20 protein-coding genes are annotated in these 25,439 nt (G+C 70.5%); 9 read left to right on the top strand and 11 right to left on the bottom strand.

Annotated features, from left to right (window positions below; translation table 11 throughout):
• Positions 1-87 precede the first annotated feature (87 nt).
• From ACUYTF_RS00825 to ACUYTF_RS00815, 3 genes are read left to right on the top strand one after another with little or no spacing between them, the layout of a single operon-like run.
• Positions 88-1,092 (top strand): membrane dipeptidase, encoded by a 1,005-nt coding sequence (locus tag ACUYTF_RS00825; RefSeq protein ID WP_434141477.1) that lies wholly within the window; start codon positions 88-90, stop codon positions 1,090-1,092.
• 12 nt (positions 1,093-1,104) lie between these two features.
• Positions 1,105-2,340, top strand: a complete 1,236-nt coding sequence (locus tag ACUYTF_RS00820; RefSeq protein WP_434141479.1) for a DUF819 family protein — start codon at positions 1,105-1,107, stop codon at positions 2,338-2,340.
• A gap of 24 nt (positions 2,341-2,364) precedes the next feature.
• Entirely contained in the window at positions 2,365-2,901 is a 537-nt protein-coding gene (locus tag ACUYTF_RS00815) for a helix-turn-helix domain-containing protein (RefSeq protein WP_434141481.1), read from the top strand.
• Here the strand turns inward: ACUYTF_RS00815 and ACUYTF_RS00810 are convergent.
• The 3 genes from ACUYTF_RS00810 to ACUYTF_RS00800 all read right to left on the bottom strand — a co-directional run bounded on the left by ACUYTF_RS00810 (position 2,889) and on the right by ACUYTF_RS00800 (position 9,414).
• A complete protein-coding gene (locus tag ACUYTF_RS00810) occupies positions 2,889-4,082 on the bottom strand; it encodes an MFS transporter (RefSeq protein WP_434141483.1) in 1,194 nt (397 codons plus the stop codon). The genes ACUYTF_RS00815 and ACUYTF_RS00810 overlap by 13 nt on opposite strands.
• A gap of 40 nt (positions 4,083-4,122) precedes the next feature.
• Entirely contained in the window at positions 4,123-5,679 is a 1,557-nt protein-coding gene (locus ACUYTF_RS00805; RefSeq protein WP_434141485.1) for an aldehyde dehydrogenase family protein, read from the bottom strand.
• Between the two features lie 111 nt (positions 5,680-5,790).
• Positions 5,791-9,414, bottom strand: a complete 3,624-nt coding sequence (locus ACUYTF_RS00800) for a multifunctional oxoglutarate decarboxylase/oxoglutarate dehydrogenase thiamine pyrophosphate-binding subunit/dihydrolipoyllysine-residue succinyltransferase subunit (RefSeq protein ID WP_434141487.1) — start codon at positions 9,412-9,414, stop codon at positions 5,791-5,793.
• Between the two features lie 322 nt (positions 9,415-9,736).
• Here ACUYTF_RS00800 and ACUYTF_RS00795 point away from each other — a divergent pair, with 322 nt between their 5' ends.
• Positions 9,737-11,101: a CNNM domain-containing protein gene (locus ACUYTF_RS00795; RefSeq protein WP_434141489.1), complete on the top strand. Its 1,365-nt coding sequence runs from the start codon at positions 9,737-9,739 to the stop codon at positions 11,099-11,101.
• Entirely contained in the window at positions 11,098-12,144 is a 1,047-nt protein-coding gene (locus ACUYTF_RS00790; RefSeq protein ID WP_434141491.1) for a CNNM domain-containing protein, read from the top strand. The genes ACUYTF_RS00795 and ACUYTF_RS00790 overlap by 4 nt, the downstream gene beginning before the upstream one ends.
• Positions 12,145-12,209: 65 nt before the next feature.
• Here the strand turns inward: ACUYTF_RS00790 and ACUYTF_RS00785 are convergent, their stop codons facing one another.
• The 3 genes from ACUYTF_RS00785 to ACUYTF_RS00775 form a co-directional block, all read right to left on the bottom strand.
• Complete coding sequence (locus tag ACUYTF_RS00785) at positions 12,210-12,794, bottom strand: hypothetical protein (RefSeq protein WP_434141494.1); 585 nt, start codon at positions 12,792-12,794, stop codon at positions 12,210-12,212.
• 109 nt (positions 12,795-12,903) lie between these two features.
• A complete protein-coding gene (gene metX / locus ACUYTF_RS00780; protein ID WP_434141496.1) occupies positions 12,904-14,109 on the bottom strand; it encodes a homoserine O-acetyltransferase MetX in 1,206 nt (401 codons plus the stop codon).
• Positions 14,110-14,351: 242 nt separating this feature from the next.
• Positions 14,352-15,674 (bottom strand): bifunctional o-acetylhomoserine/o-acetylserine sulfhydrylase, encoded by a 1,323-nt coding sequence (locus ACUYTF_RS00775; RefSeq protein ID WP_434141498.1) that lies wholly within the window; start codon positions 15,672-15,674, stop codon positions 14,352-14,354.
• A 170-nt stretch (positions 15,675-15,844) separates the two neighbouring features.
• Between ACUYTF_RS00775 and ACUYTF_RS00770 the strand changes: the two genes are divergently transcribed.
• The gene (locus ACUYTF_RS00770; protein ID WP_434141500.1) at positions 15,845-16,612 is read left to right on the top strand and encodes an SDR family NAD(P)-dependent oxidoreductase; all 768 of its coding nucleotides are present in this window, start codon (positions 15,845-15,847) and stop codon (positions 16,610-16,612) included.
• A 10-nt stretch (positions 16,613-16,622) separates the two neighbouring features.
• The gene (locus tag ACUYTF_RS00765; protein WP_434141502.1) at positions 16,623-17,309 is read left to right on the top strand and encodes a uracil-DNA glycosylase; all 687 of its coding nucleotides are present in this window, start codon (positions 16,623-16,625) and stop codon (positions 17,307-17,309) included.
• A 22-nt stretch (positions 17,310-17,331) separates the two neighbouring features.
• Here the strand turns inward: ACUYTF_RS00765 and ACUYTF_RS00760 are convergent, their stop codons facing one another.
• From ACUYTF_RS00760 to ACUYTF_RS00750, 3 genes are read right to left on the bottom strand one after another with little or no spacing between them, the layout of a single operon-like run.
• The gene (locus ACUYTF_RS00760; RefSeq protein ID WP_434141504.1) at positions 17,332-18,498 is read right to left on the bottom strand and encodes an ABC transporter permease subunit; all 1,167 of its coding nucleotides are present in this window, start codon (positions 18,496-18,498) and stop codon (positions 17,332-17,334) included.
• Positions 18,498-19,436, bottom strand: a complete 939-nt coding sequence (locus tag ACUYTF_RS00755; RefSeq protein WP_434141506.1) for an ATP-binding cassette domain-containing protein — start codon at positions 19,434-19,436, stop codon at positions 18,498-18,500. The genes ACUYTF_RS00760 and ACUYTF_RS00755 overlap by 1 nt, the downstream gene beginning before the upstream one ends.
• 4 nt (positions 19,437-19,440) lie before the next feature.
• Positions 19,441-20,448, bottom strand: a complete 1,008-nt coding sequence (locus ACUYTF_RS00750; protein ID WP_434141508.1) for an arginase family protein — start codon at positions 20,446-20,448, stop codon at positions 19,441-19,443.
• A gap of 126 nt (positions 20,449-20,574) precedes the next feature.
• Between ACUYTF_RS00750 and hutH the strand changes: the two genes are divergently transcribed.
• Positions 20,575-22,152, top strand: a complete 1,578-nt coding sequence (gene hutH / locus ACUYTF_RS00745; RefSeq protein ID WP_434141510.1) for a histidine ammonia-lyase — start codon at positions 20,575-20,577, stop codon at positions 22,150-22,152.
• A gap of 6 nt (positions 22,153-22,158) precedes the next feature.
• Here hutH and ACUYTF_RS00740 read toward each other — a convergent pair whose 3' ends face one another.
• Complete coding sequence (locus ACUYTF_RS00740; RefSeq protein WP_434141513.1) at positions 22,159-23,049, bottom strand: NAD(P)H-binding protein; 891 nt, start codon at positions 23,047-23,049, stop codon at positions 22,159-22,161.
• A 41-nt stretch (positions 23,050-23,090) separates the two neighbouring features.
• On the opposite strand from ACUYTF_RS00740, the gene ACUYTF_RS00735 reads away from it, so the two are divergent.
• A complete protein-coding gene (locus ACUYTF_RS00735; RefSeq protein WP_434141515.1) occupies positions 23,091-23,906 on the top strand; it encodes an IclR family transcriptional regulator domain-containing protein in 816 nt (271 codons plus the stop codon).
• A 49-nt stretch (positions 23,907-23,955) separates the two neighbouring features.
• On the opposite strand, the gene ACUYTF_RS00730 is transcribed toward ACUYTF_RS00735, so the two are convergent.
• Positions 23,956-25,392 carry an amino acid permease gene (locus ACUYTF_RS00730; RefSeq protein ID WP_434141517.1) on the bottom strand — a complete coding sequence of 479 codons (1,437 nt, stop codon included), beginning with the start codon at positions 25,390-25,392 and terminating at the stop codon, positions 23,956-23,958.
• Positions 25,393-25,439: the final 47 nt, after the last annotated feature.

Below are 25,439 nucleotides of genomic sequence, written 5' to 3'. Positions count from 1 at the left end.
TAGTATGTTGAAATTATTTGATGTTTATTGAAACTTGACTGGAGCAGCGCGCCGCGGGGCGCCGCAGCGACGGCACGACGGAGTGTTATGAAGATCGTAGACCTGCATTCGGATGTCTTCACCGACATCGCCTGGCGGGTGTCCCAGGGCGAACGACAGGTATTCGACCGCCTCCATTATCCCGCACTGCGCGCCGGCGGCGTCGACACCGTGATCTGCGTGTTCTGGGTCGAGGAGCGCCACCTGCGGCAGGCGAGCCCGCGCTTCAGGGATCTGCGGTCGCGGGTGCTCGCAGACCTCGCCCGCAGCGAGCACGCGAACATCGTCGCCGAACCGGCGCAGCTCGCGGACGCGCCCGAGGGGCGCATCAACATCGTGCTCGGCCTCGAGGGGATGAACTTCTTCGAGACCGACGCCGTGCTCGACAGCGAGCAGTCCGTCGACGAGCAGATGCAGCAGCTGCACGAGAACGGCATCCGCCATGCGATGCTCGTCTGGAACGACAACAACGCACTCGCCTCGGGCACGGGGGCCGCGCATCCGAGCCCGGAGCCGGGACTCAGCGCCGCCGGCCGCCGGGTCGTGCGCTCCATGCAGCAGCGCGGCTGGGCGCTCGACGTCTCGCACCTCGACGTGAACTCGTTCTGGGGGATGCTCGAGGCGACCGAGGCCCCGATCATGGCCTCGCACTCGAACGCATTCGCCCGCTGCCCGCACGAGCGCAACCTGCGCGACGAGCAGCTCCAGGCGCTCGCCGAACGCGACGGGCTCATCGGCCTGAACGCCTACTACGCGTTCGTGGACGAGGAGGACCCGAACCTCGACGCGTTCATCGACCACGCCGTGCACATCTGCAGCCTCATCGGCGTGCGCCACGTCGGCTTCGGCTTCGATTTCCTCGATTTCCTGCCGACCGAGCACGGCGGCTCCTTCATGGGCGGCCGCACCCGGGGGCTCGAGAGCCACCGCGACATCCCCGCTCTGATCGAGCGCATGTCGGCACGCGGCTTCTCCGAAATCGAGATCGCCCAGATCGCCCATGTCAACGCCACGCAGTGGCTCACCCGAACCGCACCCGCTACAAGGAAGTAGGTACCACCTCCCATGACAGACACACTGATCCAACCCGATGACACGCTCACACTGTGGTCGATCATCATCGTCTGGGCCACCATCAGTATCGTGCTCGAGCAGCGATACAAGTGGGCCAGCCGCATCTCCGGCGCCATCATCGCCCTCATCGGCGCGCTCGCGCTGTCGAACCTGAACGTGATCCCGACCGAATCCTCGGTCTACGACGCGGTCTGGGGATTCATCCTGCCGCTCGCCATCCCGCTGCTGCTCTTCCACGTGGACCTGCGGCAGATGTGGCGCGAGAGCCGCAGGCTCCTGCTCATCTTCCTGATCTCGACGGTCGGCACCGTCGCCGGCGCGATCCTGAGCTTCTTCCTGCTGCGCGAGCACATCCCGTACCTCGACAAGATCGCGGCCATGATGACCGCGTCGTACACGGGCGGCGGAGTCAACTTCGCCGCGATGGCCGGCAAGTTCGAGACCCCCGGCGAGATGGTCTCGGCCACGATCGTCGCCGACAATCTCATGATGGCGCTCTTCTTCGTCGTGCTCATGGCGATCCCGGCCATGTCGTTCTTCCGCAAGCGCTACCAGACCCCGCACCAGGATGCGGTCGAGCGCGACGCCGCCGCGGCCGGTGACGACGGCACCGAGACTGTCGCGGCCGAGTACTGGGGGCGCAAGGAGATCTCGCTCAAGGACATCGCGCTCTCGATCGGCACCGCGATCTTCCTGCTCGCCGTCTCGACGAAGCTCGCCGAGTTCTTCGCGGGCATCATCCCGACGGGCGACGGCGACAACGTCTGGCTCAACCTGCTCACCGGCATCTTCGGCGACAAGTACCTCGTGCTGACGACGCTCACCTTCGTCGCCATGCTGCTCTTCCCCGGCTACTTCAAGTCGATCGCGGGCAGCCAGGAGATCGGCACCTTCCTCATCTACCTCTTCTTCATGGTGATCGGCATCCCCGCCTCGATCCCGCTGATCGTGCAGAACGCGCCGCTGCTGCTCGTCTTCGTGTTCATCATCGTCGCATGCAACCTCGCGCTCTCGCTCGGCCTCGGCAAGCTGTTCAAGTTCGATCTCGAGCAGATCCTGCTTGCCTCGAACGCGAACATCGGCGGCCCCACGACCGCCGCGGCCATGGCCATCGCGAAGGGGTGGAAGAACCTCGTCGGCCCGATCCTCGTCGTCGGCACCGTCGGCTACCTCATCGGCAACTACCTCGGCACCGCGGTAGGGGTCACATTTGCTGGCATGATGTAGGCATGGTGTCACTGGGGTCGGCCGATGTTTGACGGCACGAGGCTGCGCGAGCTGCGCCAGAAGCAGGATCTGACGCTGAAGGATCTCGCCGAGCGATCGGGCGTGAGCCTGAGCATGATCAGCCAGATCGAGCGCGGCAAGGCCGACCCCACCCTCACCACCCTCTACAAGATCTGCAAGGGCCTCGAAGTCCCGCTGTCGATGCTCGTCGTCGACGACGCCGAGGAGTTCCAGATCGTGCGCGCCGATGAACGGCGCGTGATGAACTTCCCCGACTCGCGCTCGCGCTACGAGTTCTTGACGCCCAGCCATCACGGCGGCGTCGAGATGCTCATGATCCATCTCGAGCCGGGCACGCACAACCGGCACCAGGTGCAGCACACCGGCGAGGAGTGCGGTCTCGTGCTCTCGGGCATCCTCACCGTGTCGCTCGCGGGCGAGGAGCACGTGCTCCGCCCGGGCGACAGCATCAGATATCTGAGCACGTTGCCGCACCGCCTGCACAACGACTCCGACGAGGTGACGGTGTCGGTGTGGGCGATGACGGGTCAGGCTCTGTAGCGGTGCTCGTCCAGGGATCGCGCGAGCAGCGCCACAGCGACGCCGACGATCACGAGCAGTCCGAGCGCCCAGCGCAGTGAGGCGGCACCGGCGAACAGGCCGATCGCGGGGCTCGCCACGACGGCGCCGACGCGCATCAGCCAGCCGATGAGCGTGAGCGCTGTGCCCTGCCTGAGCCCCGGCACCTCGGCGGCGGCGCTGAACGCGCTCGGGATGAGCGTCGCCGAGCCGAAGCCCGCGAGCGCGAGGCCGGTGAACAGCAGCACGGGGCGGCCCTCGGCACCGACCACGGCGAGCCCGCCCGCGGCGATGAGGATGCCGCCGAAGCGCGCGACCCGTGCCCGGCCGTAGCGATCGATGAGCGGGTCGCCGGTGAAGCGGCCGAGGCACTGGCTGCCGATCATGAGAGTGTATGCGATGCCCGAGACGGCGGGCGGGCTTCCGCCCACCGCGACGGCCGAGAGCGCGGCCCAGTTGTTCGCGATGTCCTCCACCACGGTCGCGAAGAGGCCGATGCAGACGAGCGGGGCGATGGCGACCATGATGCGGCGCCGGCTCGGGGACGGCTGCTCGGCGCCCGTTGCGCCGCCGCCCGCTTCGCGCACGCGGGCCCTCCCGGTGAAGCGTAGGGTCATGGCCCCGCCGGTGATCACGAGCGCCGCCCCCGTGCCGCCCGCGACGATGAGGTAGGCGCCGATGCCGAGTCCGGCCGCGGCCGCCGCTGTGGCGAGGGCTCCGCCGGCGACGCAGCCGAGGCTCCACATGGCGTGCATCGACGAGATGATCTGCCGTCCGCGCCTGCGCTGCACGGTGATAGCGGCATCGTTCTGGGCGACGTCGGCGATCGCGTCGCAGAAGCCGATCGCGCCGAGGCAGGCCGCGAGCATCCAGGGGGCGCCCGCGAACCCGGCCGCGGCGAGGCCGGCCGCGAGCAGCAGCGTCGAGCCGATCGAGACCGGAATGGGGCCGAAGCGCCCGACGAGCGGGGCGGGCAGCGCCGACGAGACGATCGCGCCGGCGACGAACGCCGAGACGACCAGGCCGAAGGCCGCCGTATCGAGTGCGAGCCGCTCGACGAGCAGCGGGTACCAGGGGAGCAGCGACGCGAAGAGCGCGCCGTTGCTCGCGAACATCAGCGCGACGCCGATGGTCGGGCGCAGCGTGCCGTCTCGTCGCGTCATCGTCGCACCGCCATCATCGCCCGGGTGCCGTCCGCCCGCGCTACGCGGTCGCCGGGAGCGCCCAGCGGCTGCCCCAGGAGCGCGAGGCGCCCGCGGGGGAGACCGTCTGCGCGACGCCGCGCGGGTTGTCGTCGCGCAGCACGTCGGGCAGGAACGCGGCGGGCGCGTTCTGGAAGGCGACCGGGCGCAGGAAGCGGGTGATCGCCGAAGTGCCGACCGAGGTGTTCGCGTCGTTCGTTGTCGCGGGCCACGGGCCGCCGTGCTGCTGCGCCGGCGTCACTGCCACGCCGGTGGGCCAGCCGTCGAAGAGCACCCGACCCGACTGGCGTCCGAGCGCCGCCACGAGCGCCTGCAGCTCGGCGACGTTCTCGCTCGCACCCGCGGCCTCCTCGCCTCCGAGGTGCACGGTGCCCGACAGGTTGCCCTCGAACAGTTCGGGTACGAGGGCGGCGAGATCGGTGCCCTCGGGCACCTCGACGATGATCGACAGCGGCCCGAAGGCCTCCTCCACGAGCGCGTCGGCCGAGGCGCGCAGCTCCGCGAGCGGCACGGAGGCGATCGTCGCAGCGGCCCACCCCTGCTCGTCGGCGTCGAAGCGCAGCGCCCCCGGTACGACCGCTCGCACGCCGGGGGCGGCGAGCACCGCGTCCCGCCTGGCGGCGAAGGCCGCGGCGATGCGCGGCCCGAGCAGCCGGTGCTCGGCGAGACCGTCGGCCGCGGCCGCGGCCGCGGCCACCGCCTCCGTGAAGCCCGACCCCTCCGGCACGAACACGATGCCGGGCTTCGTGCAGAGCTGGCCGGCGGAGCCGGAGACGCTCGTGAGGTAGCCCGCCGCGATCCCCTCCGCGCGCTCCGCGAGCGCGGCCGCGGTGATGAAGACCGGATTCATGCTGCCGAGCTCGCCGAAGAACGGGATCGGCGCGGGGCGCGACGCCGCGATGTCGGCGAGGGCGCGGCCGCCGGGGATGGATCCCGTGAACGCGCCCGCCGCGATGCGCGGGTCGCGGAGCACGGCGACGCCCGCCTCGCGCCCGTGGATGAGCTGGAATGCGCCCGCGGGAAGGCCGGCCGAAGCGATGGCCGCCGTCGCGATCTCGGCCGTGGCGTCCGAGAGCTCCGGGTGGCCCTCGTGGGCCTTCACGATGAGCGGGCAGCCCGCCGCGATGATCGAGGCCGAGTCGCCGCCCATCACCGAGAACGCGAACGGGAAGTTCGAGGCCGAGAAGTTGATGACCGGGCCGAGCGGGAAGTGCGCGCGGCGGATGTCGGGGCGCGCCCCGAGCACGAAGTCGGCATCGGCCGGGTCGATGCGCGCGCCGGCGTAGTCGCCGTCGACCGCCTCGTCGGCGAACAGCCGCAGCTGCACCGCCGTGCGCGTCACCTCGCCCGTGAGCCGTGCCTCGGTGAGCCCGGTCTCGCGGGCCGCGATCTCGACGAGGCAGGGCTTCGCGGCCTCGAGCGCGTCGGCGATGGCGACGAGCGCCCGGGCGCGCTGCTCGGGTGCGGTGCCGGCCAGCACCGGGGCGGCCGCTGCGGCCCGGGAGACCACCGCCTCGAGTTCGGGGGAGAGGGCGATGTGCTCTCGCTGATCGGTCATGCTCGGGATCCTTCCGGCGGTGCGCTGCACCGCTCGCGTTCTCTATCGAAAGCGGCTGAGCCTGTTCCCGCGATCCGATCGCGGGAACAGGCTCAGCCGGGTGGGTGGCGTCTAGGCCTCGAAGCGCAAGGTCTCCGCGACGATCCGCTCCTGCTCGACCGCGTGCACCTTGGCGGAGCCCGTCGAGGGGGCGGCGGATGCGGCGCGCGACACGACTCGGATGCGGTCGTTCGCGAGGTGCTTCGCGAGCATGAGCGAGATGAACGGCCATGCGCCCTGGTTCTCGGGCTCGTCCTGCGCCCACACCAGTTCGGCGTCGGGGTAGCGGGCAAGCACGCGACCGAGCTCGGCGGTCGGCATCGGGTAGTACTGCTCGATGCGCACGAGCGCGATGCGCGGGTCCGGGCCCCGCTCGAGCGCCGTCGCGAGGTCGTAGTAGAGCTTGCCCGAGACGAGCACGACCCGTTCGATCGTCGACGCGTCCGCAATGGTCGGGTCGTCGATCACGGGGCGGAAGTGGCCCTCGGTGAAGTCCTCGACGTCCGACGTCGCGCCGCGCAGGCGCAGCATCGACTTCGGGGTGAAGACGATGAGCGGCTTGCGGGGGCGGGCGTACGCCTGGCGGCGCAGCAGATGGAAATAGTTGGCCGGCGTGGTCGGCTCGGCGACGACCATGTTGTCCTCGGCGCACAGCTGCAGGAAGCGCTCGATGCGGGCCGACGAGTGGTCCGGGCCCTGTCCCTCGTAGCCGTGCGGCAGCAGCATCACGACGGAGGACTGCTGGCCCCACTTCTGCTCGGCGCCCGCGATGTACTCGTCGATGACGGCCTGCGCGGTGTTCGCGAAATCGCCGAACTGCGCCTCCCACACGACGAGTGCGTCCTCGCGCTGCAGCGAGTAGCCGTACTCGAAGGCGAGTGCCGCGTACTCGGCGAGCAGCGAATCGTAGATCCAGAACCTCGACTGATCCTCCGAGAGATTCAGGAGCGGAATCCATTCCTGGCCGTTCAGACGGTCGTGGAAGACGGCGTGGCGCTGGGCGAAGGTGCCGCGGCGCGCATCCTGGCCGGCGAAGCGCACGGCCGTGCCCTCCATGAGCAGCGAACCGAGGGCGAGCAGCTCGCCGAAGCCCCAGTCGATCGAGCCCGACCGGCTCATCTCGGTGCGCTTCTTGAGCAGCTGGTCGAGCTTGCGGTGCACCGTGAAGCCCTCGGGCTTGTTCTGGTGCGCATCGCCGATGCGTTCGATCATCGCCCGGTCGACACCGGTCGGGATGACCTCGGTCGAGGCCGCGTTCGACTCGGCGGGGGCGCCGGCGGAGATGCCGCTCTGGTCGATCACGGGGATCGAACCGGTCTGCGCGGCGTGCGTCTCCATGAAAGCGCGCTCGAGGCGGCTCTGGAAGTCCTCCTTCGCCCGCTCGTACTGCTCCTCGGTGAGATCGCCGCGGCCGACGAGGGCACTCGTGTACAGACGGCGGGTCGAGCGCTTCGCCTCGATCAGGTCGAACATGAGCGGCTGCGTCATCGATGCGTCGTCGCCCTCGTTGTGGCCGCGTCGGCGGTAGCAGACGAGGTCGATGATGACGTCGACGTGGAATCGCTGGCGGAACTCGTACGCGAGGCGCGCCACCCGCACGACCGACTCGGGGTCGTCGCCGTTCACGTGGAAGATCGGGGTCTGCACGACCTTGCCGATGTCGGAGGAGTACACCGCCGAGCGCGAATCGCGCGGCAGGGTCGTGAAGCCGACCTGGTTGTTGATGATGATGTGGATGGTGCCGCCGGTGCGGTAGCCGCGCAGCTGCGACATCTGCAGCGTCTCGTACACGACGCCCTGACCGGCCATCGCGGCGTCGCCGTGGATGAGCACGGGCAGCGTCGTGAACGAGCCGATCGGCTTCAGGTCCTGCTTCGCGCGCACGATGCCCTCGAGCACGCCGTCGACGGTCTCGAGGTGCGAGGGGTTGGCGGCGAGGTGGATCGGGACCTTGGTGCCGTTCGGCGCGGTGAACACGCCGGAGGTGCCGAGGTGGTACTTCACATCGCCGGAGCCGCGGCTCTGGGTCTGCGCCCCCTCGAACTCGCGGAAGATCTGGCCGTAGGTCTTGCCGGCGATGTTCGAGAGCACGTTGAGGCGGCCGCGGTGGGCCATGCCCACGTCGACGCTGTCGACGCCGTCCTCTGCCGCATCGATGAGCATCGCGTCGAGAAGCGGGATGACCGACTCGCCGCCTTCGAGGCTGAAGCGCTTCTGGCCGACGTACTTGGTCTGCAGGAAGGTCTCGAAGGCCTCGGCCTCGTTGAGCTTCTCGAGGATGCGCATCTGCTCGTCGTGGTTCGGCTTCGCGTACGGCACTTCGAGCTGCTCGCGCAGCCACAGGCGCTGCTCCGGATCCTGGATGTGCATGTACTCGATGCCGATCTTGCGGCAGTACGAGTCGCGCAGCACGCCGAGGATGTCGCGCAGCTTCATCGTGCGCTTGCCGCCGATGCCGCCGGTGACGAACTCGCGGTCGAGGTCCCAGAAGGTGAGGCCGTGGCTCTCGATCTCGAGGTCGGGGTGAGTGCGCTGCACGTACTCGAGCGGGTCGGTGTCGGCCATGAGGTGGCCGCGCACGCGGAACGAGTTGATGAGCTCCTGCACCCGCGCGGTCTTGTCGACCGCGCCCGACACGTCGACGTGGATGTCGGAGGCCCACTGCACCGGCTTGTAGGGGATGCGCAGGGCGGCGAAGATGTCCTCGAAGAAGTCGTGGCCGCCGATGAGGCGCTCATGCACCTTCTTCAGGAACTCGCCCGAACCGGCGCCCTGGATGACGCGGTGGTCGTAGGTGCTGGTGAGCGTGATCGTCTTCGAGATGCCGAGGTTGACGAGCACGTCCTCGGAGGCGCCCTGGAACTCGGCGGGGTACTCGAGCGCGCCGACGCCGATGATCGACCCCTGGCCCTTCATGAGGCGCGGCACCGAATGCACCGTGCCGATGCCGCCCGGGTTCGTGAGCGAGATCGTCGCACCGGCGAAGTCGCCGGCCTCGAGCTTGCCGCCGCGGGCTCGCTTCACGAGGTCTTCGTAGGCGCTCAGGAACTCGTTGAAATCGAGAGTCTCGGCGCGCTTGATGGCGGGCACGAGCAGCGAGCGGCTGCCGTCGGGCTTCGGGAGATCGATCGCGATGCCGAGGCCGACGTGCGCGGGCACGACGATCGACGGCTTGCCGTCGACCTCCGCGTACGACACGTTCTGGCTCGGGAACTCCTTCAGCGTCTGGATGAGCGCCCAGCCGATGAGGTGCGTGAACGACACTTTGCCGCCGCGGCTGCGGCGGAGGTGGTTGTTGATGACGATGCGGTTGTCGATGAGCAGCTTCGCCGGCACCGTGCGCACGCTGGTCGCGGTCGGCACGGTGAGGCTCTGGTCCATGTTCTTGGCGAGCGTGCGCGGCATGCCGCGCAGCGGCGTCACCTGATCGACCGCCTCGTCATCCGAGGTGCCGGCGTCTGCCTTCGCCCGCGGGGCATCCGCAGGGATCGGGGCCGTGCGCGGCGCGACGTTGGTGGTGCGGGCCGGTGCAGCCGCTGCCTGAGCGGCGGGAGCCGCTGCAGCGGGGGCCGCGGGCGGCGCCGGAGCCGGGGCTGCCGGGGCCGCGGGTGCCTGCTGTGCAGCGCCGTACTGCTCGAGGACCGGCCACCATGCCTGATCCACCGAGTTCTTGTCGACTTGGAATTGCTTCCACATCTCCTCGACAAGCCAAGCGTTTGCACCAAAATCTTCTGCGGAACCGCCCTGTACGGGGGTCTCCGTGCGCTCCGCCAAAGCGACGTCCTCTCGTTTGTGCCGATGCGTGGCGGCGATGCAGCCGGGGTGGCGGCTCCATAGCCCAATGCCTCCGACAAGCCTACGCCTTTTCCTCTTCGATGTTCGGAGCTTTTCTCAGGGCATCGCCCGTACGGGCTGGTAAAGTGGGGAAGGCTATGGATGCAGACTCCCGAAGACCCTCAGACCCCCCGAGTACCAGCCGCGCTGACGCGCGGCCCCTCTTCCTTCCGAGGTGCACCCGGTGAACGACTGGGTGCTCCTGCTCATCGGAATTCTGCTCACCGCGGGCACCGGCATCTTCGTCGCCGCGGAATTCTCGCTCGTCGCGCTCGACCGGCAGGATATCGAACGCCGCCGCGACTCCGGCGAGCGCGGACTCGACCGCGTCATCAGCGGTCTCGCGCGCACGTCGACCCATCTCTCGAGCGCGCAGCTCGGCATCACGCTGACGACGCTGCTCGCGGGCTACACGCTCGAACCCGCGATCAGCGGGTTCCTCGACGCCCCGCTCGGCGCGCTCGGCGTGCCCGAAGAGCTGCGCCGTACGATCAGCGCCCCGGTCGCGGTCATCGTCGCCACGATCCTCTCGATGATCGCGGGTGAGCTCGTCCCGAAGAACTTCGCGATCTCGCGGCCCCTGGCCACCGCGAAGTTCGTGATGCCGGCGCAGGCCGCGTTCACGGCCGTGTTCAAGCTGCCGGTGCTGGCGCTGAACGGCAGCGCCAACGGCATCCTGCGTTCGATCGGCATCGAACCGAAGGAGGAGCTGTCGGGTGCGCGCTCGGCCGAGGAGCTCTCGTCGCTCGTGCGCCATTCGGCGAGCGCCGGCTTGCTCGAGGCCGACACGGCGACGCTGCTCGATCGCACGCTGCGGTTCGCCGAGCTCACCGCCGGCGACGTGATGACCCCCCGTCTGAAGATCGAGAGCCTGCACCGGCTCGACTCCGCGCAGGCCGTGCTCGAACTCTCGGGTCGCAGCGGGTTCTCGCGCTTCGCCGTCATCGACGACGACCGCGACGACGTCGTCGGCATCGTGCACGTGAAGCAGGCCGTCGCCGTGCCGCGGGCGAAGCGGGCCGAGGTGCCGGTCGCGGCGCTCGCCGAGGAGGTCCTCCGGGTGCCCGACACGATGCGCCTCGATCAGCTGCTCGAAGAGCTGCGCGGCAGCGGCTTTCAGTTCGCTCTCGTCGTCGACGAGTACGGCGGCACGGCGGGCATCGTGACGCTCGAGGATCTGGTTGAGGAGATCGTCGGCGAGGTCGCGGACGAGCACGACCGCGCCTCGGCCGGGGTGATCGGCACCGCCACCGAGATGACCTTCCCGGCGAATCTGCGCCCCGACGAGGTGAAAGAGCAGACGGGCATCGACATCCCCGAGAACGACGATTACGACACGATCGCGGGCTACGTGCTGCTCGAGCTCGGCCGCATGCCCGAGGTCGGCGACTCGGTCGACCTCGAGGGCGGCGGCACCCTGACCGTGACGCGGCTCGAGGGCCGCCGCATCTCGCGCGTGAGGTTCACGGCCCCCGCGCTGCCCGAGACGCAGGGCGACGCGGGCGGCGATGCCGGCGGCGCGGGTGCGACGAACGGAGGCGCGGCATGAGCGACTGGATGGGAATCTTCTGGCTCGTGGTGCTGCTCGTCGCGAACGCCTTCTTCGTCGCGGCGGAGTTCGCGGTCATCTCGGCCCGTCGGTCGCAGATCGAACCGCGCGCCGAGGCCGGTTCGAAGAGCGCGAAGACCGCGCTCTTCGCGATGGAGCACGCGACGCTTATGCTCGCGACCAGCCAGCTCGGCATCACGGTGTGCTCGCTCCTGATCCTGAACGTGTCCGAGCCCGCCATCCACCACCTGCTCGCGGGGCCGCTCGAGTGGACGGGGCTCTCGACGCAGGCGGTATCGGTCACGGCGTTCGTGATCACGCTGGTCATCGTGTCGTACCTGCACGTCGTCTTCGGCGAGATGGTGCCGAAGAACGCGGCGTTCTCGGTGCCCGACCGGGCCGTGCTGCTGCTCGCGCCCCCGCTCGTGGCGATCTCGCGACTGCTGCGGCACGTGATCGCGTCGCTCAACGCCGTCGCGAACGGCGCGCTGCGCCTGTTCGGCGTCGAGCCGAAGTCGGAGACCACGAGCACCTACACGCTCGAGGAGGTCGCGAGCATCGTGAGCCATTCGACGCGCGAGGGCGTGCTCGAAGACCGCAGCGGGGCGCTCTCCGCCGCGTTCGAGTTCACGACGAAGCACGCGTCGGACCTGCTCGTGACCTCGGATCGGCTGGTCGTGCTGCCCGAGGGCGCGACGCCCGAGGACGTGGAAGCGGCCGTCGCCCGGCACGGCTTCTCGCGGTACCCGATCGCGGGCCCCGGCGGCGAGCTCGAGGGCTACGTGCACATCAAGGATCTGGTGCGCCTCGGCGAGGATCGCATCGCCCAGCCGATCCCGGCGAAGCGCATCCGCACGATGGTCACCTTCCCGGGGGGCGCCGACCTCGAGGACGTGCTGAGCAGCCTGCAGCGCGGCGGCATCCACCTCGCGCGCATCTGCGACAGCGATGGGCGCGAGCTCGGCGTCGTCTTCCTCGAGGACATCATCGAGGAGCTCGTCGGCGAGGTGCACGACGCGACGCGCCGCCGCCGCTACGAGTAGGCGGTACGGGGCCTGCTCAGAGCGCGGCGGGTGCGGTGCGTCGTGCCCGCCGCGTCCCGTCGCCGTCAGGGCGCGGCGGTGAGTGCGATGCGCGCCGTGAGATCTTGCACGGTCGCGGCGCTCTGCTCGAACGGCAGTTCGCTCGGCAGGTCGAAGTCGATGTCGAACACGAGCTCGTCGATCTCCAGCGTCGTCGGCGTGAATTTCACCATCGTCGGAATGGGCGGGTGATCGCCGATGGTCAGCTCGCCGACGGCGTAGGCCGGCCCGGTCTCGTTCTCGGCCCGGCGCAGCGTCGTCGGCTCGGTGAGCACGAAGCTCGCGCTCTGCAGGCCGGTCACCCCGAAGTCGAACTCGGCGTCGGTGATGATGTCGTCGCTCAGCACGATCGCACCCGAGTAGCGGAAGCCCGACTGCGCCGCATCGCTCAGCGAGGCGAGGGCGCTCGGCGCGGTGATCGTGAACTCCGAGAGCTCGTACACCTGCTCCGTCGGCAGCGCCAGCAGGTTCGAATCGCGAGCCGCTCGCAGTTCGGCGAGGTGCTCGGAAGGCGCCGCGACGGCCGCGGAGCACCCGCTCAGAGCGAGCGGCAGCAGCACTGTTGCGATCGCCGCAGCCGTGACCGTGCGCGGGGCTCGAATCACGTGCAAAGGGGCTCCAGTCGAATCTGACCCGAGGGCGGATCTGAACAGTACTGGGCCGAGCCTACGACCGGAATGTGTGAAGCTCTTGTGAGAACGTCGGGAGAACGCTTCGGCGTCACTCCGCGAGCAGTCGGGCGAGCTGCGCGCCGACCATCTCGAACTCGATGAGGAAGGAGTCGTGGCCGAACGGCGAGTCGATGCGGGTCGCGAGATCGCCGTCGAGACTGCCCGGCGCGTGCCGCGCGATCTCGTCCTGCCCCTCGAGCGTGAAGAGGCGGTCGCTCGGGATGCCGAGCACGAGCAGCGGCATGTCGAGCGCCGCGAGCGCCTCCGCGACGCCGCCCCGCCCGCGGCCGACATCGTGCGAATTCATCGCCTGCACGAGCGTGAGGTAGCTGTTCGCGTCGAAGCGGCGCGTGAACTTGTTGCCGTGGAAGTCGAGGTACGATTCGACGGCGAAACGGCCGCCCGCGCCGAGCGGGCTCACCGCCGACTGCCAGGAGCGGCCGAAGCGCTCATCGAGCTCGGTGTTCGAGCGGTAGTTCAGCAGCGCGAGGCGGCGCGCGGTCGCGAGCCCGTGGTGGGGGCCCTTGCCGTCGGGCGCGTCGTAGTAGTCGCCGCCGTGGTAATTGGGGTCCGAACGGATGGCTTCGAGCTGCACGAGGTTCAGGCCGATCTGGTCGGCGGTCGTCACCGGGGGAGCGGCGATGACGGCCAGGCGCTCTACGCGGTCGCGGTGGGCGATGCCCCATTCGAGGGCGTGCATGCCGCCCATCGAGCCGCCGATGACGGTGTGGAAACGGTCGATGCCGAGCGCGTCGGCGAAGCGGGCGGTCGCCGCGACCTGATCCCTGATGGTCAGGTACGGGAATCGGCCGCCCCATTCGCGGCCCGTCGGGTCGAGCGAACCCGGGCCCGTCGACCCCTGGCAGCCGCCGAGCACGTTCGGCACGACGATGCAGAATCGAGAGGTGTCGAGCACGAGCCCGGGGCCGACGATCTCGGACCACCAGCCGTCGGTCGGGTGGCCTGCGGTCGCGGGCCCCGCGATGTGGCTGTCGCCGGTGAGCGCGTGGAACACCAGTACGGCGTTGTCGCGGGCCTCGTTGAGCTCGCCGAAGGTCTCGTAGGCGATGCGCACGTGGGGCAGCTCATCGCCGGATTCGGTCGTGAGCGCGCCGACCGGCACGAATCCGCGGTCGCCGACCGGGTCGCCGTCGCGCCAGCCGCCCGAGATCGGGGGGCGGCCCATGAGCGCCCGCAGCTGCGCGTCGGTGATGAAGTCGGTCGGAAACGAATCCTCGGGCGTCTGCCAGTCCATAGCTCCCTATTCTGCCCGCGATGCCGGGGCGTCGCGGCAATGTTACGACGGCCGGCGGCGCGAGCGGCGGTTTCTCCAGGGATCGCCCGGCCCGGGCCCGCCCCGACGCATGCGAAAGGCCGCATATATGTCCGCCTCGCGACGGGAGAACATAGATGCGGCCGATCACATATCGTGAGCCGGAGCCGGAGCCGGAGCCGGAGCCGGAGCCGGAGCCGGAGCCGGAGCCTAATGACCGAGAACTAGGCGCGGGCGGACGCGACGACCTCGCGTGCGGCGGCGAAGCCGAGCTCGAGGTCGCTCTTGATGTCGTCGATGTGCTCGAGGCCGACCGAGAGGCGCACGAGGCCCGGAGTGACGCCGGCCGTGAGCTGCTGCTCGGGGGTGAGCTGCGAGTGCGTCGTCGAGGCCGGGTGGATGACGAGCGAGCGCACATCGCCGATGTTCGCGACGTGGCTGAACAGCTCGAGGTGGTTCACGAACGCCTTGCCGGCGTCGACGCCGCCCTTCAGCTCGAACGACAGCACCGCGCCGACGCCCTTCGGAGCGTAGGCGTTGGCGGCCGCGTACCACGGCGAGGTGGGCAGGCCCGAGTAGTAGACGGCCGCGACGTCGTCGTGGGCGTCGAGCCACTCCGCGATCTCCTGCGCGTTCTGCACGTGGCGCTCCATGCGCAGCGACAGGGTCTCGATGCCCTGCAGCAGCAGCCAGACGCTGAGCGGCGCGATCGCCGAGCCGAGGTCGCGCAGCAGCTGCACGCGCGCCTTGATGATGTAGGCGATGCCGTCGCCGACGGCCTCGGTGTAGCTGACGCCGTTGTACGAGGGGTCGGGCTCGGTGAGACCCGGGAACTTCTCGACGTTCTGCGACCACGCGAACTTGCCGCCGTCGACGATGACGCCGCCGATGGTATTGCCGTGGCCGCCGAGGAACTTCGTGGCCGAGTGCAGCACGATGTCGGCGCCGTGCTTGAGGGGCTGGATCAAGTAGGGGCTCGCGACGGTGTTGTCGATGATGAGCGGCAGGCCGTTCTCGTGCGCGACGTCGGCGACCGCGCGGATGTCGAGCACGCTCGAGCGGGGGTTGGTGAGGCTCTCGGCGAAGAAGAGCTTCGTGTTCGGGCGCACGGCGCGCTGCCAGGCCGCGACGTCGTCCTGATCCTCAACGAACGTGACCTCGATGCCGAGCTTCGCGAGGGTGTACTTGAAGAGGTTGTAGGTGCCGCCGTAGATCGACGACGACGACACGATGTGGTCGCCGGCGTTCGCGATGTTGAGCACGGCGAAGGTCGAGGCGGCCTGGCCGCTGGCGAGCAGCAGCGCCGCGGTGCCGCCCTCGAGGGCTGCGATGCGCGCCTCGGCGGCATCCTGCGTCGGGTTGCCGATGCGGGTGTAGATCGGGCCGAGGTCGGCGAGTGCGAAGCGGTCGGCCGCCACCTGCGTGCTGTCGAAGACGAACGACGTGGTCTGGTGGATCGGGAGGGCGCGCGATCCGGTCGTCGGGTCGGGCTCCTGGCCCGAGTGGATCTGCTTGGTCTCGAAGCCCCAGGCGGTCTGGTCGGTCATGAAAACTCCTCGGTGAGTGGAATCGGGGGGTCGCGTGCGGAACGGCAACGCTCACGAGAGTATGCAGAGCGATCGCGAACGGCAAGGGGCCGCGACACGAAGTGTAATGTTCTCCGGGCGATAGGGTGGGAGGCGCCGGCAGACGGAGCCGTCGATGAAGGGAGACTCGGATGCAGCGAGTGGTCGTCACAGGAGCGAGTTCGGGCATCGGCGCGGCCTCGGTGCGCAGGTTCTCGGAGCTCGGCTGGCAGACCGTCGCGGTCGCGCGGCGCGAGGATCGGCTCCGCGAGCTCGCCGAGGAGACCGGCGCGTACCCGATCGTCTGCGACGTGACCGACGAGGAGCAGGTATCGCGGCTCGCGGGCGAGGTCGCGGCCACCGGCGGCGCGACCGGCCTGGTCAACAACGCGGGCGGTGCGATCGGCACCGAATCGGTCGAGCACTCGTCGAACGAGGACTGGCGGCGCATGTTCGAGGTGAACGTGCTCGGGCTGCGCGCGGTCACGGCCGCCATGCTGCCGGTGCTGCGCGAGGGCGCACGCCAGACGGGGTGGGCTTCGATCCTGAATCTCACCTCGACCGCCGGGCTCAACGCCTACCCGGGCGGTGCGGGCTACAACGCGGCGAAGTATGCGGCGCACGCCGTCACCGAGGTCATGCGCCTCGAGCTCGCGGGCGAGCCGATCCGCGTGATGGAGCTCGCACCCGGGCTCGTGCACACCGAGGAGTTCACGCTGAAGCGTCTGCGCGGCGACGCGGCCGCGGCCGCGAAGCCGTACGCCGATGTCACGCCGCTGACCGCGGAGGACGTGGCGAGCGTGCTCGTCGGCGCATTCGAGCAGGCGCCGCACATCAATCAGGATCTCATCGTGCTGCGCCCGGTCGCGCAGTCGAGCGTGTTCCATACGCACCGCGGCCCGCTGGTGCCGAAGATCTGAGACGCGACGCATGGCGATGACGGCGGGCGGGGCCCTCGGGAGCGGCATCGCAGCCGACTGGGCCGAGGTTCTCGCGCCGGTGCGCGGCACTCTCGCCGAGCTCGAGGCGTTTCTGGATGCCGAGCGCGCTGCGGGGGAGCAGGTTCTGCCCGCCGAGCGGCGCATCCTCGCCGCATTCGAGCGGCCGCTCGCCGATGTGCGGGTGCTCATCGTGGGGCAGGATCCGTACCCGACCCCCGGCCACTCGATCGGGCTCGCGTTCGCCGTGCAGCCGGAGGTGCGGCCGATCCCGCGCAGCCTGCGCAACATCTACCGCGAGCTGCACGACGATCTCGGCATCGCGCCCGCCGACCACGGCGATCTCACGGCCTGGGCCGATCGCGGTGTCATGCTGTTGAACCGCGTGCTGACCGTGCGCGCCGGGCAGATCGCCTCGCACCGGCGCAAGGGCTGGGAGACCGTCACCGCTGCAGCGATCCGGGCGCTCGCCTCGCGCGGCGGCCCGCTCGTCGCGATCCTGTGGGGCAACGATGCCCGCGCGCTCGCGCCCGTGCTCGGCGACGTCCCGTGCATCGAGAGCCCCCACCCGTCGCCGCTGTCGGCATCGCGCGGGTTCTTCGGGTCGCGGCCGTTCAGCCGCGCAAACGCGGCCCTCGCGGCGCAGGGGTCGCCGCCGATCGACTGGTCGCTCGCGTAGCGGGTCCGTTCTGCAGCATCGCTCAGGCGATGCGCGAGCCGCGCGGCAGCCGCTTCGCCGGGGTGTCGAGCCGGCGATAGCCGCCCCAGAGGGCTCCTGCGACGAGCAGCAGCTGCAGGCCGAAGCCGATCCACCACACGGGCACGGTGCTCTCGAAGACCTCGTCGGTGGGGTCGACTTCGAGCGGCACCCGGTTCTCGGGCGCGCAGTCGTTCCACCCGGTCGGCGCGGCCGGGGCCTGCTGCAACGAGCGCACCGTGTAGGCGATGCCGCCGAAGAGGTCGTTGGGAGTGCGGTACCGGTCGAGTTGCGGCGGCACCATATCGGCGACGACGACGTAGGGGTTGAGCGCCAGAATCCACCACAGCCGGTCGGTGGGCACGTAGGGCACCCGGTCGATGCGGGTCTCGCACTCCTCGGGCACCGCCTGCCAGCACGCCTCGTCGGTGCACTCCGCGGTGGCGGCGTAGTACTCCGATGTGAATGCGCGGTTCTCGACCTCGTGGTAGCTCGTCGTCACGCCGCTCGCGAGGGCGAAGCCGATGAGGGTACCGACCGAGAGCAGCGCCACCATGAGGTAGGCCATGACGATGGCGAACACCTGCGAGCGGATCATCGCCGACAGGCCGACCCCGATCGCGGTGAAGACGCCGATCTGCAGGGCGAGCGCCACGAGCGCCAAGCACAGCTGGGCGGCGCCGGTGCCGCTGAGCAGCAGACTGAACACGACGAACGGCGCCGCGATGACGAGGAAAGCGATGCCGGTGATCCAGGCCGCGAGGGCCTTGCCGAGCAGGATCTGCCAGAGGCCGATCAGCGTGACCTGGGTGGTGGCGAGCGTCGCCTGGCCGCGCTCGGCGCCGATCGAACCTGCCGAGATGGCGGGGGCGACGAGGGTGCCGAAGAGCAGCACGAAGGCGACGATGAGGGAGAACAGCGGGTACCCGTCGGTCTCGGCTCCGGCGGCCCCGAGCATCGCCGAGAGCGTCGCCCAGGCGAGCAGGGTGACGGCGCCGATGATGACGAACCAGACGATCGCGAGCACGAGTAGGGCGCGCGACCGCATGCGCTGCCGCAGCTCGAGCGCGGCGATGAGCCGGAGGCCGCGCCAGAAGCCCGGGCGGCTCACGGCGAGGCGGTCCGGGGCACGGCCGGTCATGACCGGCCGGCTCTCTCCCCGGCCGCTCATCATGCCTCCTCCGCCGAGAGGTGCACGAACGCCTGTTCGATCGCGCTCGAGGCGGGCCCGAAGCCGATCACGGGCACTCCGAGCGTGACCAATCGGCTCAGCAGCTCGGCCGCGGCCGGTTCGTCGGCGAGCTCGACGGTGAGGCTCGTGCCCGCGAGCGTCTGCCGGGTCTCCGCGGTCACGCCGAGCTGCGCGAGCGCGGCGTGCAGCGCGCCGGCGTCGAGCGCCCGGATGCGCCAGCTGCGGCCCGGGCGCAGCGCCGCCTCGACGACCGCGGTCGGCGAGGTGCTGCCGTCGTGCAGGAAGACGACGTTCGAGGCCAGCTCGTCGAGCTCGTCGAGCACGTGGCTCGTGACGAGGATCGCGGTGCCCTCGGAGGCGAGACGGCGCAGGAGGTCGCGCTGCGCAAGGCGCGCCGCCGGGTCGAGGCCCGCGGCCGGCTCGTCGAGCAGCAGCGCGCGAGGGCCGTGCGCGACCGCGCGGGCGAGACTCAGGCGCTGCTTCTGGCCGCGCGATAGCGTGCGGGTCTGCTGCGCGGCGAGACCGTCGAGGTCTGCGAGGGCGAGCAGCTCGGCGACGCGACCCTCGGCCGCCGCGCCGCGGATGCCGTACATGCCGCAGACGGCGACGAGCGTCTCGCGCACGGTCAGCGTCGGCCACGAGCCGAGCGCGTCGGGCATCCATCCGAGCGCAGCACGTGCCGAGGCGGGGTCGCTCGCGGCATCGTGACCGGCGATGCGCACCGTGCCGCGGTCGGGCGCGAGCAGCGTCGCCAGCATGAGCAGCAGGGTCGTCTTGCCGCTGCCGTTCGGCCCGACGAGGGCCGTGATCTCGCCGGCGTGCACCGCGAGCGACGCGTCGCGCACCACGTCGACCCCGCCGAACGAGCGCGCGAGCCCGTCGGCCACGATCACCGGTGCGGCGGTTGCGGCTTCCATGGCCTCACGGTAGCAGGTGCGGCGCGAGGCCCGGCGAGACCTGCGGAGACTCCGAGCGGTCGAGTCTGCCGGCGAGGCCCGCGGCGGCCTCGAGCACGCACATCGCGGCGAGGCGCACGGTGCGCTGGTCGGCGGCGTCGGCCGTCGCGTCGACCTCGGCGATATCGATGCCGCGCACCCGGAGGTCGGCCGCGAGCAGCCGCGTGATGCGGCGCAGCTCGTGCGCCTGGATGCCGCCCGGGATGGAAGCGGGGCAGGCTGGCGCGACCGAGCGGTCGCAGACGTCGACATCGAGGTCGACGTGGATCGGGCCGCCCGAGGCCCCCGCGACCCCGAGGGCCTCGGCCACGATCTCGCCGAGCGGGCGGTCGTGCAGCTCGTCGCGGTGGATCACGGTGATACCGAGCTCCTTCGCGCGCCGACGGTACTCGTGGGAGTTGGCGAAGTCGGCGATGCCGATCTGCACGATGCGCCGCGGGTCGAGGCCCGCCTCGATCAGGCGGCGCACGGGCGCGCCGTTGGTGCGGCCGTCGCGCAGGTCGTGATGGGCGTCGAGCGTGATGAGGCCGGCCGTGCCGAGCTCGTCGCCCGCGACGCCGAGCGCCGCCGGCACCGTGAGCGCGTTGTCGCCGCCGAGCGCGACGACGAGCTGCGCCTGCCGCGCGAGCTCGGCGACCCGTGCGGTCGCGGCGCGCTCGCCGTCGACGGAATCGGCGTCGGCGACGTCGCCCACGTCGACGATGCGCAGCGCCTCGTCGATGACGGTCTCGGCCTCGTCGCCCCGCGACTCCGCGTCGCCCGGGGCGACGACATGGCCCGAGTAGCGGCGCAGGGCGGCGCGCACGGCGGCGGGCGTCACGTGCGCATTCGAGGGAGAGAGGGAGGTCTGCGACGTCGGGATGCCGATGAGCGCGAGGTCGACCGGGTCGCCGCCGGGGGCGGGCCATCCGCCGGTGCGGGGCCAGGAAGGGTCGTGCGGCAGGGGGCGCTGGGTCGGGGCGTCGGGGCTCATGCCTGCGACGCTAGCAGCGGGCCCCGGCGCGGCCGCGAGAGGGATCCGCGGCGCCGTCTGGAATCCCGGACACGATCGGGCGCCGTGCACCCCTGCGGCACCCGCGCGTGCGGTTCCATCGAAGTTATGAACACTCGCCCAGCACCGGTCGTCGTCATCGGTTCGTCGCCCCTCACCGTCGCCGACGTCGTCTCGGTCGCCCGCCACGACGCGCGCATCGAGGTCTCGGAGGCCGGCCTCGCCCGCGTCGCCGAGAGCCGCCGCGTGATCGAGGAGCTCGCGAACGACACCCGGCCCCACTACGGCGTCTCCACAGGCTTCGGCGCGCTCGCGAAAGTGCAGATCCCTGTCGAGAAGCGGCAGCAGCTGCAGCGCAGCCTCATCCGCTCGCACGCCGCCGGCACCGGGCCCGAAGTCGAGCGCGAGGTCGTGCGCGCCCTCATGCTGCTGCGCCTCGACACACTCGCCTCGGGCCGCACCGGCGTGCGCCCGGTCGTCGTCGAGACCTACGCCGCCATCCTCAACGCCGGCATCACCCCGGTCGTGCACGAGTACGGCTCGCTCGGCTGCTCGGGCGACCTCAGCCCCCTCGCGCACTGCGCACTCACGCTCATGGCCGAGGGCGACGTGCGCGTGAGCCTCGACCCGCACGACGCGCCGATCTCCGCGGCCGAAGCGCTCGCCGCCGCCGGTATCGAACCGCTCGTGCTCGCCGAGAAGGAGGGGCTCGCCCTCATCAACGGCACCGACGGCATGCTCGGCACGCTCTGCCTCGCCCTGCACGACCTCGCCCTGCTGCTCAAGACCGCCGACATCGCCGCCGCCGCGAGCGTCGAGGGCCTCACCGGCACCGACGCCGTGTTCGCCGCCGATCTGCACGCCCTGCGCCCCCACCCGGGCCAGGGCGCGGCCGCCGCCAACATGCTGCGCGTGCTCGAAGCCTCGACCCTCTGCCAGCGCCCCGCCGAGGGGGAGTTCACGCGGGTGCAGGACGCGTACTCGCTGCGCTGCGCCCCCCAGGTGCACGGCGCCGCCCGCGACACCGTCGACCATGCCGCCCGCGTGGCCGCCATCGAGCTGCGCTCGGCCATCGACAACCCCGTCGTGCTGCCCGACGGGCGCGTCGAATCGAACGGCAACTTCCACGGCGCCCCCGTCGCCTACGTGCTCGACTTCCTCGCGATCGCCGTCGCCGACGTCGCCTCGATCAGCGAGCGCCGCACCGACCGCTTCCTCGACACCGCGCGCAATCACGGCCTGCCGCCCTTCCTCGCAGCCGACCCCGGCCTCGACTCGGGTCTCATGATCGCGCAGTACACGTCGGCCGGCATCGTCTCCGAGCTGAAGCGCCTCGCGGCCCCCGCCTCGGTCGACTCCATCCCGTCGTCGGCGATGCAGGAGGACCACGTGTCGATGGGGTGGCACGCCGGCCGCAAGCTGCGTCGCGCCATCGATGGCCTCGGCCGCGTGATCGCGATCGAACTGCTCGCCTCGACCCGCGCGCTCGACTTCCGCGCGCTCGACGCCGCCGCGGGCGTCCCCGGTGCGGCGACCGCGGCCGTGCACGCGCTCTTCCGCACCGCCATCCCGACGCCCGACACCGACTCGTTCCTGTCGCCCACGATCGCGGCCGCGCACGAGTTCGTCGTGACCGGGCGGGCGCTCGAGGCCGTCGAGGGCGCGCTCGGCTCGCGGTTGGACTGAGCCGGGCTACTTCGCCCAGCGCAGGTCGCTGAAGCCGAACCGGCCCGCTTCGGGTGTCGCCGCGAGGATCTGCTCCCGGGTGAGCATCTTCCTGGGGAGCAGATCCTCGGGCAGCTTCTCGGCGTATGGCGCAGCATGCGAGACGCCCTCCGCGAGCATGCGCACCTGCGCCTTCGCGACGAGCGGCACCTGCATGGTCCATTCGGTGAGCTGCCCGAGCGCGGTGAGCGCCCAGACCGGTGCCGGCAGGATCCCGATCGGCCGGCCCTGCACATCGGCCACCCGGCGCACCACGCGGCTCAGCTTCAGCTCCTCGGCGCCGACGACCTCGACGGTCTTGCGCTCGAGCCGCCCGCGGAGCGCCGCCTCCATCACGTCGACAAGCTCTTCGACGGGTACGGGGCGCACGGTCTTCTCCTTGAGCCCGACGGTGGCGAACAGCGGCAGAGTTCTGACGGTCCGCGTAGTGTGATCGATCAAGTGGTCGCCGAGCCCGTAGATCATGCCCGCTTTGAGGATCGTATAGTCGACCCCCGAGGCGCGGATCATCTCCTCGGCCTCCCACTTCGACTCGTGATAGGGCGACCCGCTTCCGGGCCTGGCGCGGAGGAAGCTCAGCATCACGATCTTCTTCACACCGGCCCGCTTCGCCGCCTCGATGACGGCGGCGGTGCCGCGAACATGCACGCGCTCGTACGTCTGGTCGCCGATCTCGCGGTTGATGCCGGCGCAGTGGGCGACGGCGTCGCACCCCGCGAACACGCGGGCGAGCGCCTCGACGTCGTCGACCGGGACGCCGGTTCTGCGGGAGACGATCACGGGACCCTCGAACCGTTCCGCGAGGTTGCGTCCGACGAATCCAGTGCCGCCGGTGATTGCGATGCGAGGTTCAGCCATATCCCGACAATAGCCGCCGAAGCCCGCAGTAGGATCGATGGATGACCCAGCCGAAGGTGCCCGCGGCCGACCAGACGCTGCGCATCCTGAGCCTGCTCGCAGCCTCGCGCGGGCCGCTGGCGGCGAGCATGATCGCGACGCAGCTCGAGCTGCCGCGATCGACCGTCTACCATCTGCTGGCGACGCTGCAGGAGCACGGCTTCGTCATGCACCTGCCCGAGGAGCAGCGGTACGGGCTCGGCATCGCCGCGGTCGAACTGAGCTCGGCCTACGAGCGGCAGGAGCCGCTCGCCCGCATCGCCCGCCCGCTCATCGCCTCGCTCGTCGACCGCTTCGGCTTCAGCGGGCACTTCGCGGTGCCCCACGGGCGCGACGTTCTCTACGTCGTCGAGGAGCGCGCGCAGGGCGCCCCTGCCCTCATCACCGATGTCGGAGTGCGCCTGCCGATGCAGCTCGCGGCGAGCGGCCGCTCCATTCTCGCCGCCCTGCCGCGCGCCCAGGTGCGCGCGCTCTTCCCCGACAGCGCCGCGTTCGTGCACCGGCACGACACCGCGCTCCGGCCGGGCGACGTCGAGATCGACCGCTACTCGCGGTTGCGCACGGTGCTCGACGACACGACGACGCGGGGCTATGCGCTCGAACGCGGTTCGGTGACGCCGGGCTTCGCCTCGGTCGCGCTGCCCGTGCTCGACCACCGACACTGGCCCGTCGCGGCGGTCGCGCTCACCTTCCGCGAAGGCGAGGTCGACGAGGCCGGGCTCGCAGCCCTCGTCGCCGAGGTGCGCCGAACGGCGACGACGCTGTCGCAGCGCATCCACGGCCGCAGCACGGCCGGGAGCTCCGGGGCGGCGGGGTAGCACGGGCTCGGCAGTGCGAGCTCAGCATCGCGGGCTCGGCATCGCGGGCTCAGCGCTGCGCGGCGGCGGGATCGTCGGTGCGCGCCGCCGTCTCGTCCACGAGCGGGTGGGGCTTTCGCCCGTCGCCCCGCACGAACGCGAAATAGCAGATCGCGAGGAGACCGACCCAGATGAGGCCGACCCAGAGCGCGGGCCGCGAGTCGGGCACGATGCCGACCATCACGATGACGAAGCCGATGAACCCGACGGTCAGCCACGAGGCGACCGGCCACAGCGGTACGGGGAACTCGCTCGATGTGCGGCGCTCGGCGGCGATCTCGCGCTTCATGCGGATGTGCGCGATGAGGATCACGAGCCACACGAGCACGGTCGCGAAGGTCGCGAGGGCGCCGAAGAGGAACAGCGCCTGGTCGGGGTAGAGGTAGTTGAGGACGACGCCGACGAGCAGGCCGACGACCATCGTGGCGACGGTCATGATCGGCACGCCGCCCCGGGTCGTGCGCATGAACGCTCGCGGCGCTTGACTCTGCTCGGCGAGGCCGTGCAGCATGCGCCCCGCGCCAAAGATGTCGGCGTTCATCGCCGAGAGCGCGGCGGTGATGAGCACCACGTTGAACACGGCGGCCGCGGCCTGGAAGCCCATCGACTCGAAGAGCGAGACGAAGGGGCTCGTCTCGCCGGTGATGTCGACCCACGGCTGGATGCACATGATGACGCCGAGAGCGAGCACGTAGAAGAGCAGGATGCGCAGCGGCACCGAGTTGATCGCCTTCGGGATGACCTGCTTCGGGTTCTGCGCCTCGCCGGCCGTGACGCCGATGATCTCGATGCCGCCGAAGGCGAACATCACGATGGTGAACGAGGCGAGCAGCCCGGTCAGCCCGTTCGGCATGAAGCCGCCGTGCGCGACGAGATTCTGCGGGCCCATCTGGTCGTGGCCCGCGACGCCGAAGCCGAAGACGATGACGGCGGCGCCCGCGGCGATCAGCACGACGATCGCCGAGATCTTGATGAGCGCGAACCAGAACTCGAGCTCGCCGAACACCTTCACGCCGATCATGTTGATGGCGGCGATGAAGAACACGACCGCGAGCACCCACACCCACTGCGAGACCTCCGGGTACCAGAACCGCATGTAGACGCCGATCGCAGTCGCATCGAAGACCGCGACGAGAAACATCTCGAAGGCGAAGCTCCACCCGACGAGGAAGCCGGCGAAGGGATGGATGTAGCGCGATGCGTACTGCCCGAACGAGCCCGAGACGGGGTGGCGCACGACCATCTCGCCGAGTGCGCGCATGACCATGAAGACCGCGGCACCGCCGATGATGTAGGCGAGCAGCACGGCGGGGCCGGCGCTCTGGATGGCGCTCGACGAGCCCATGAAGAGGCCGGTGCCGATCGCGGATCCGAGGGCCATGAAGCGGATGTGCCGAGCGTTCAGCCCGCGCTTGAGCCCAGTCCCGGTGCGCTGCGACGACTCCATGTGCTCTCCTTGCTCGGTGCGGCGCGCCGCCCGGGGTGAGGCGAGAT

Source organism: Leucobacter sp. GX0328 (assembly GCF_053567315.1).
This window is presented reverse-complemented; position numbering and strand designations above follow the sequence as displayed.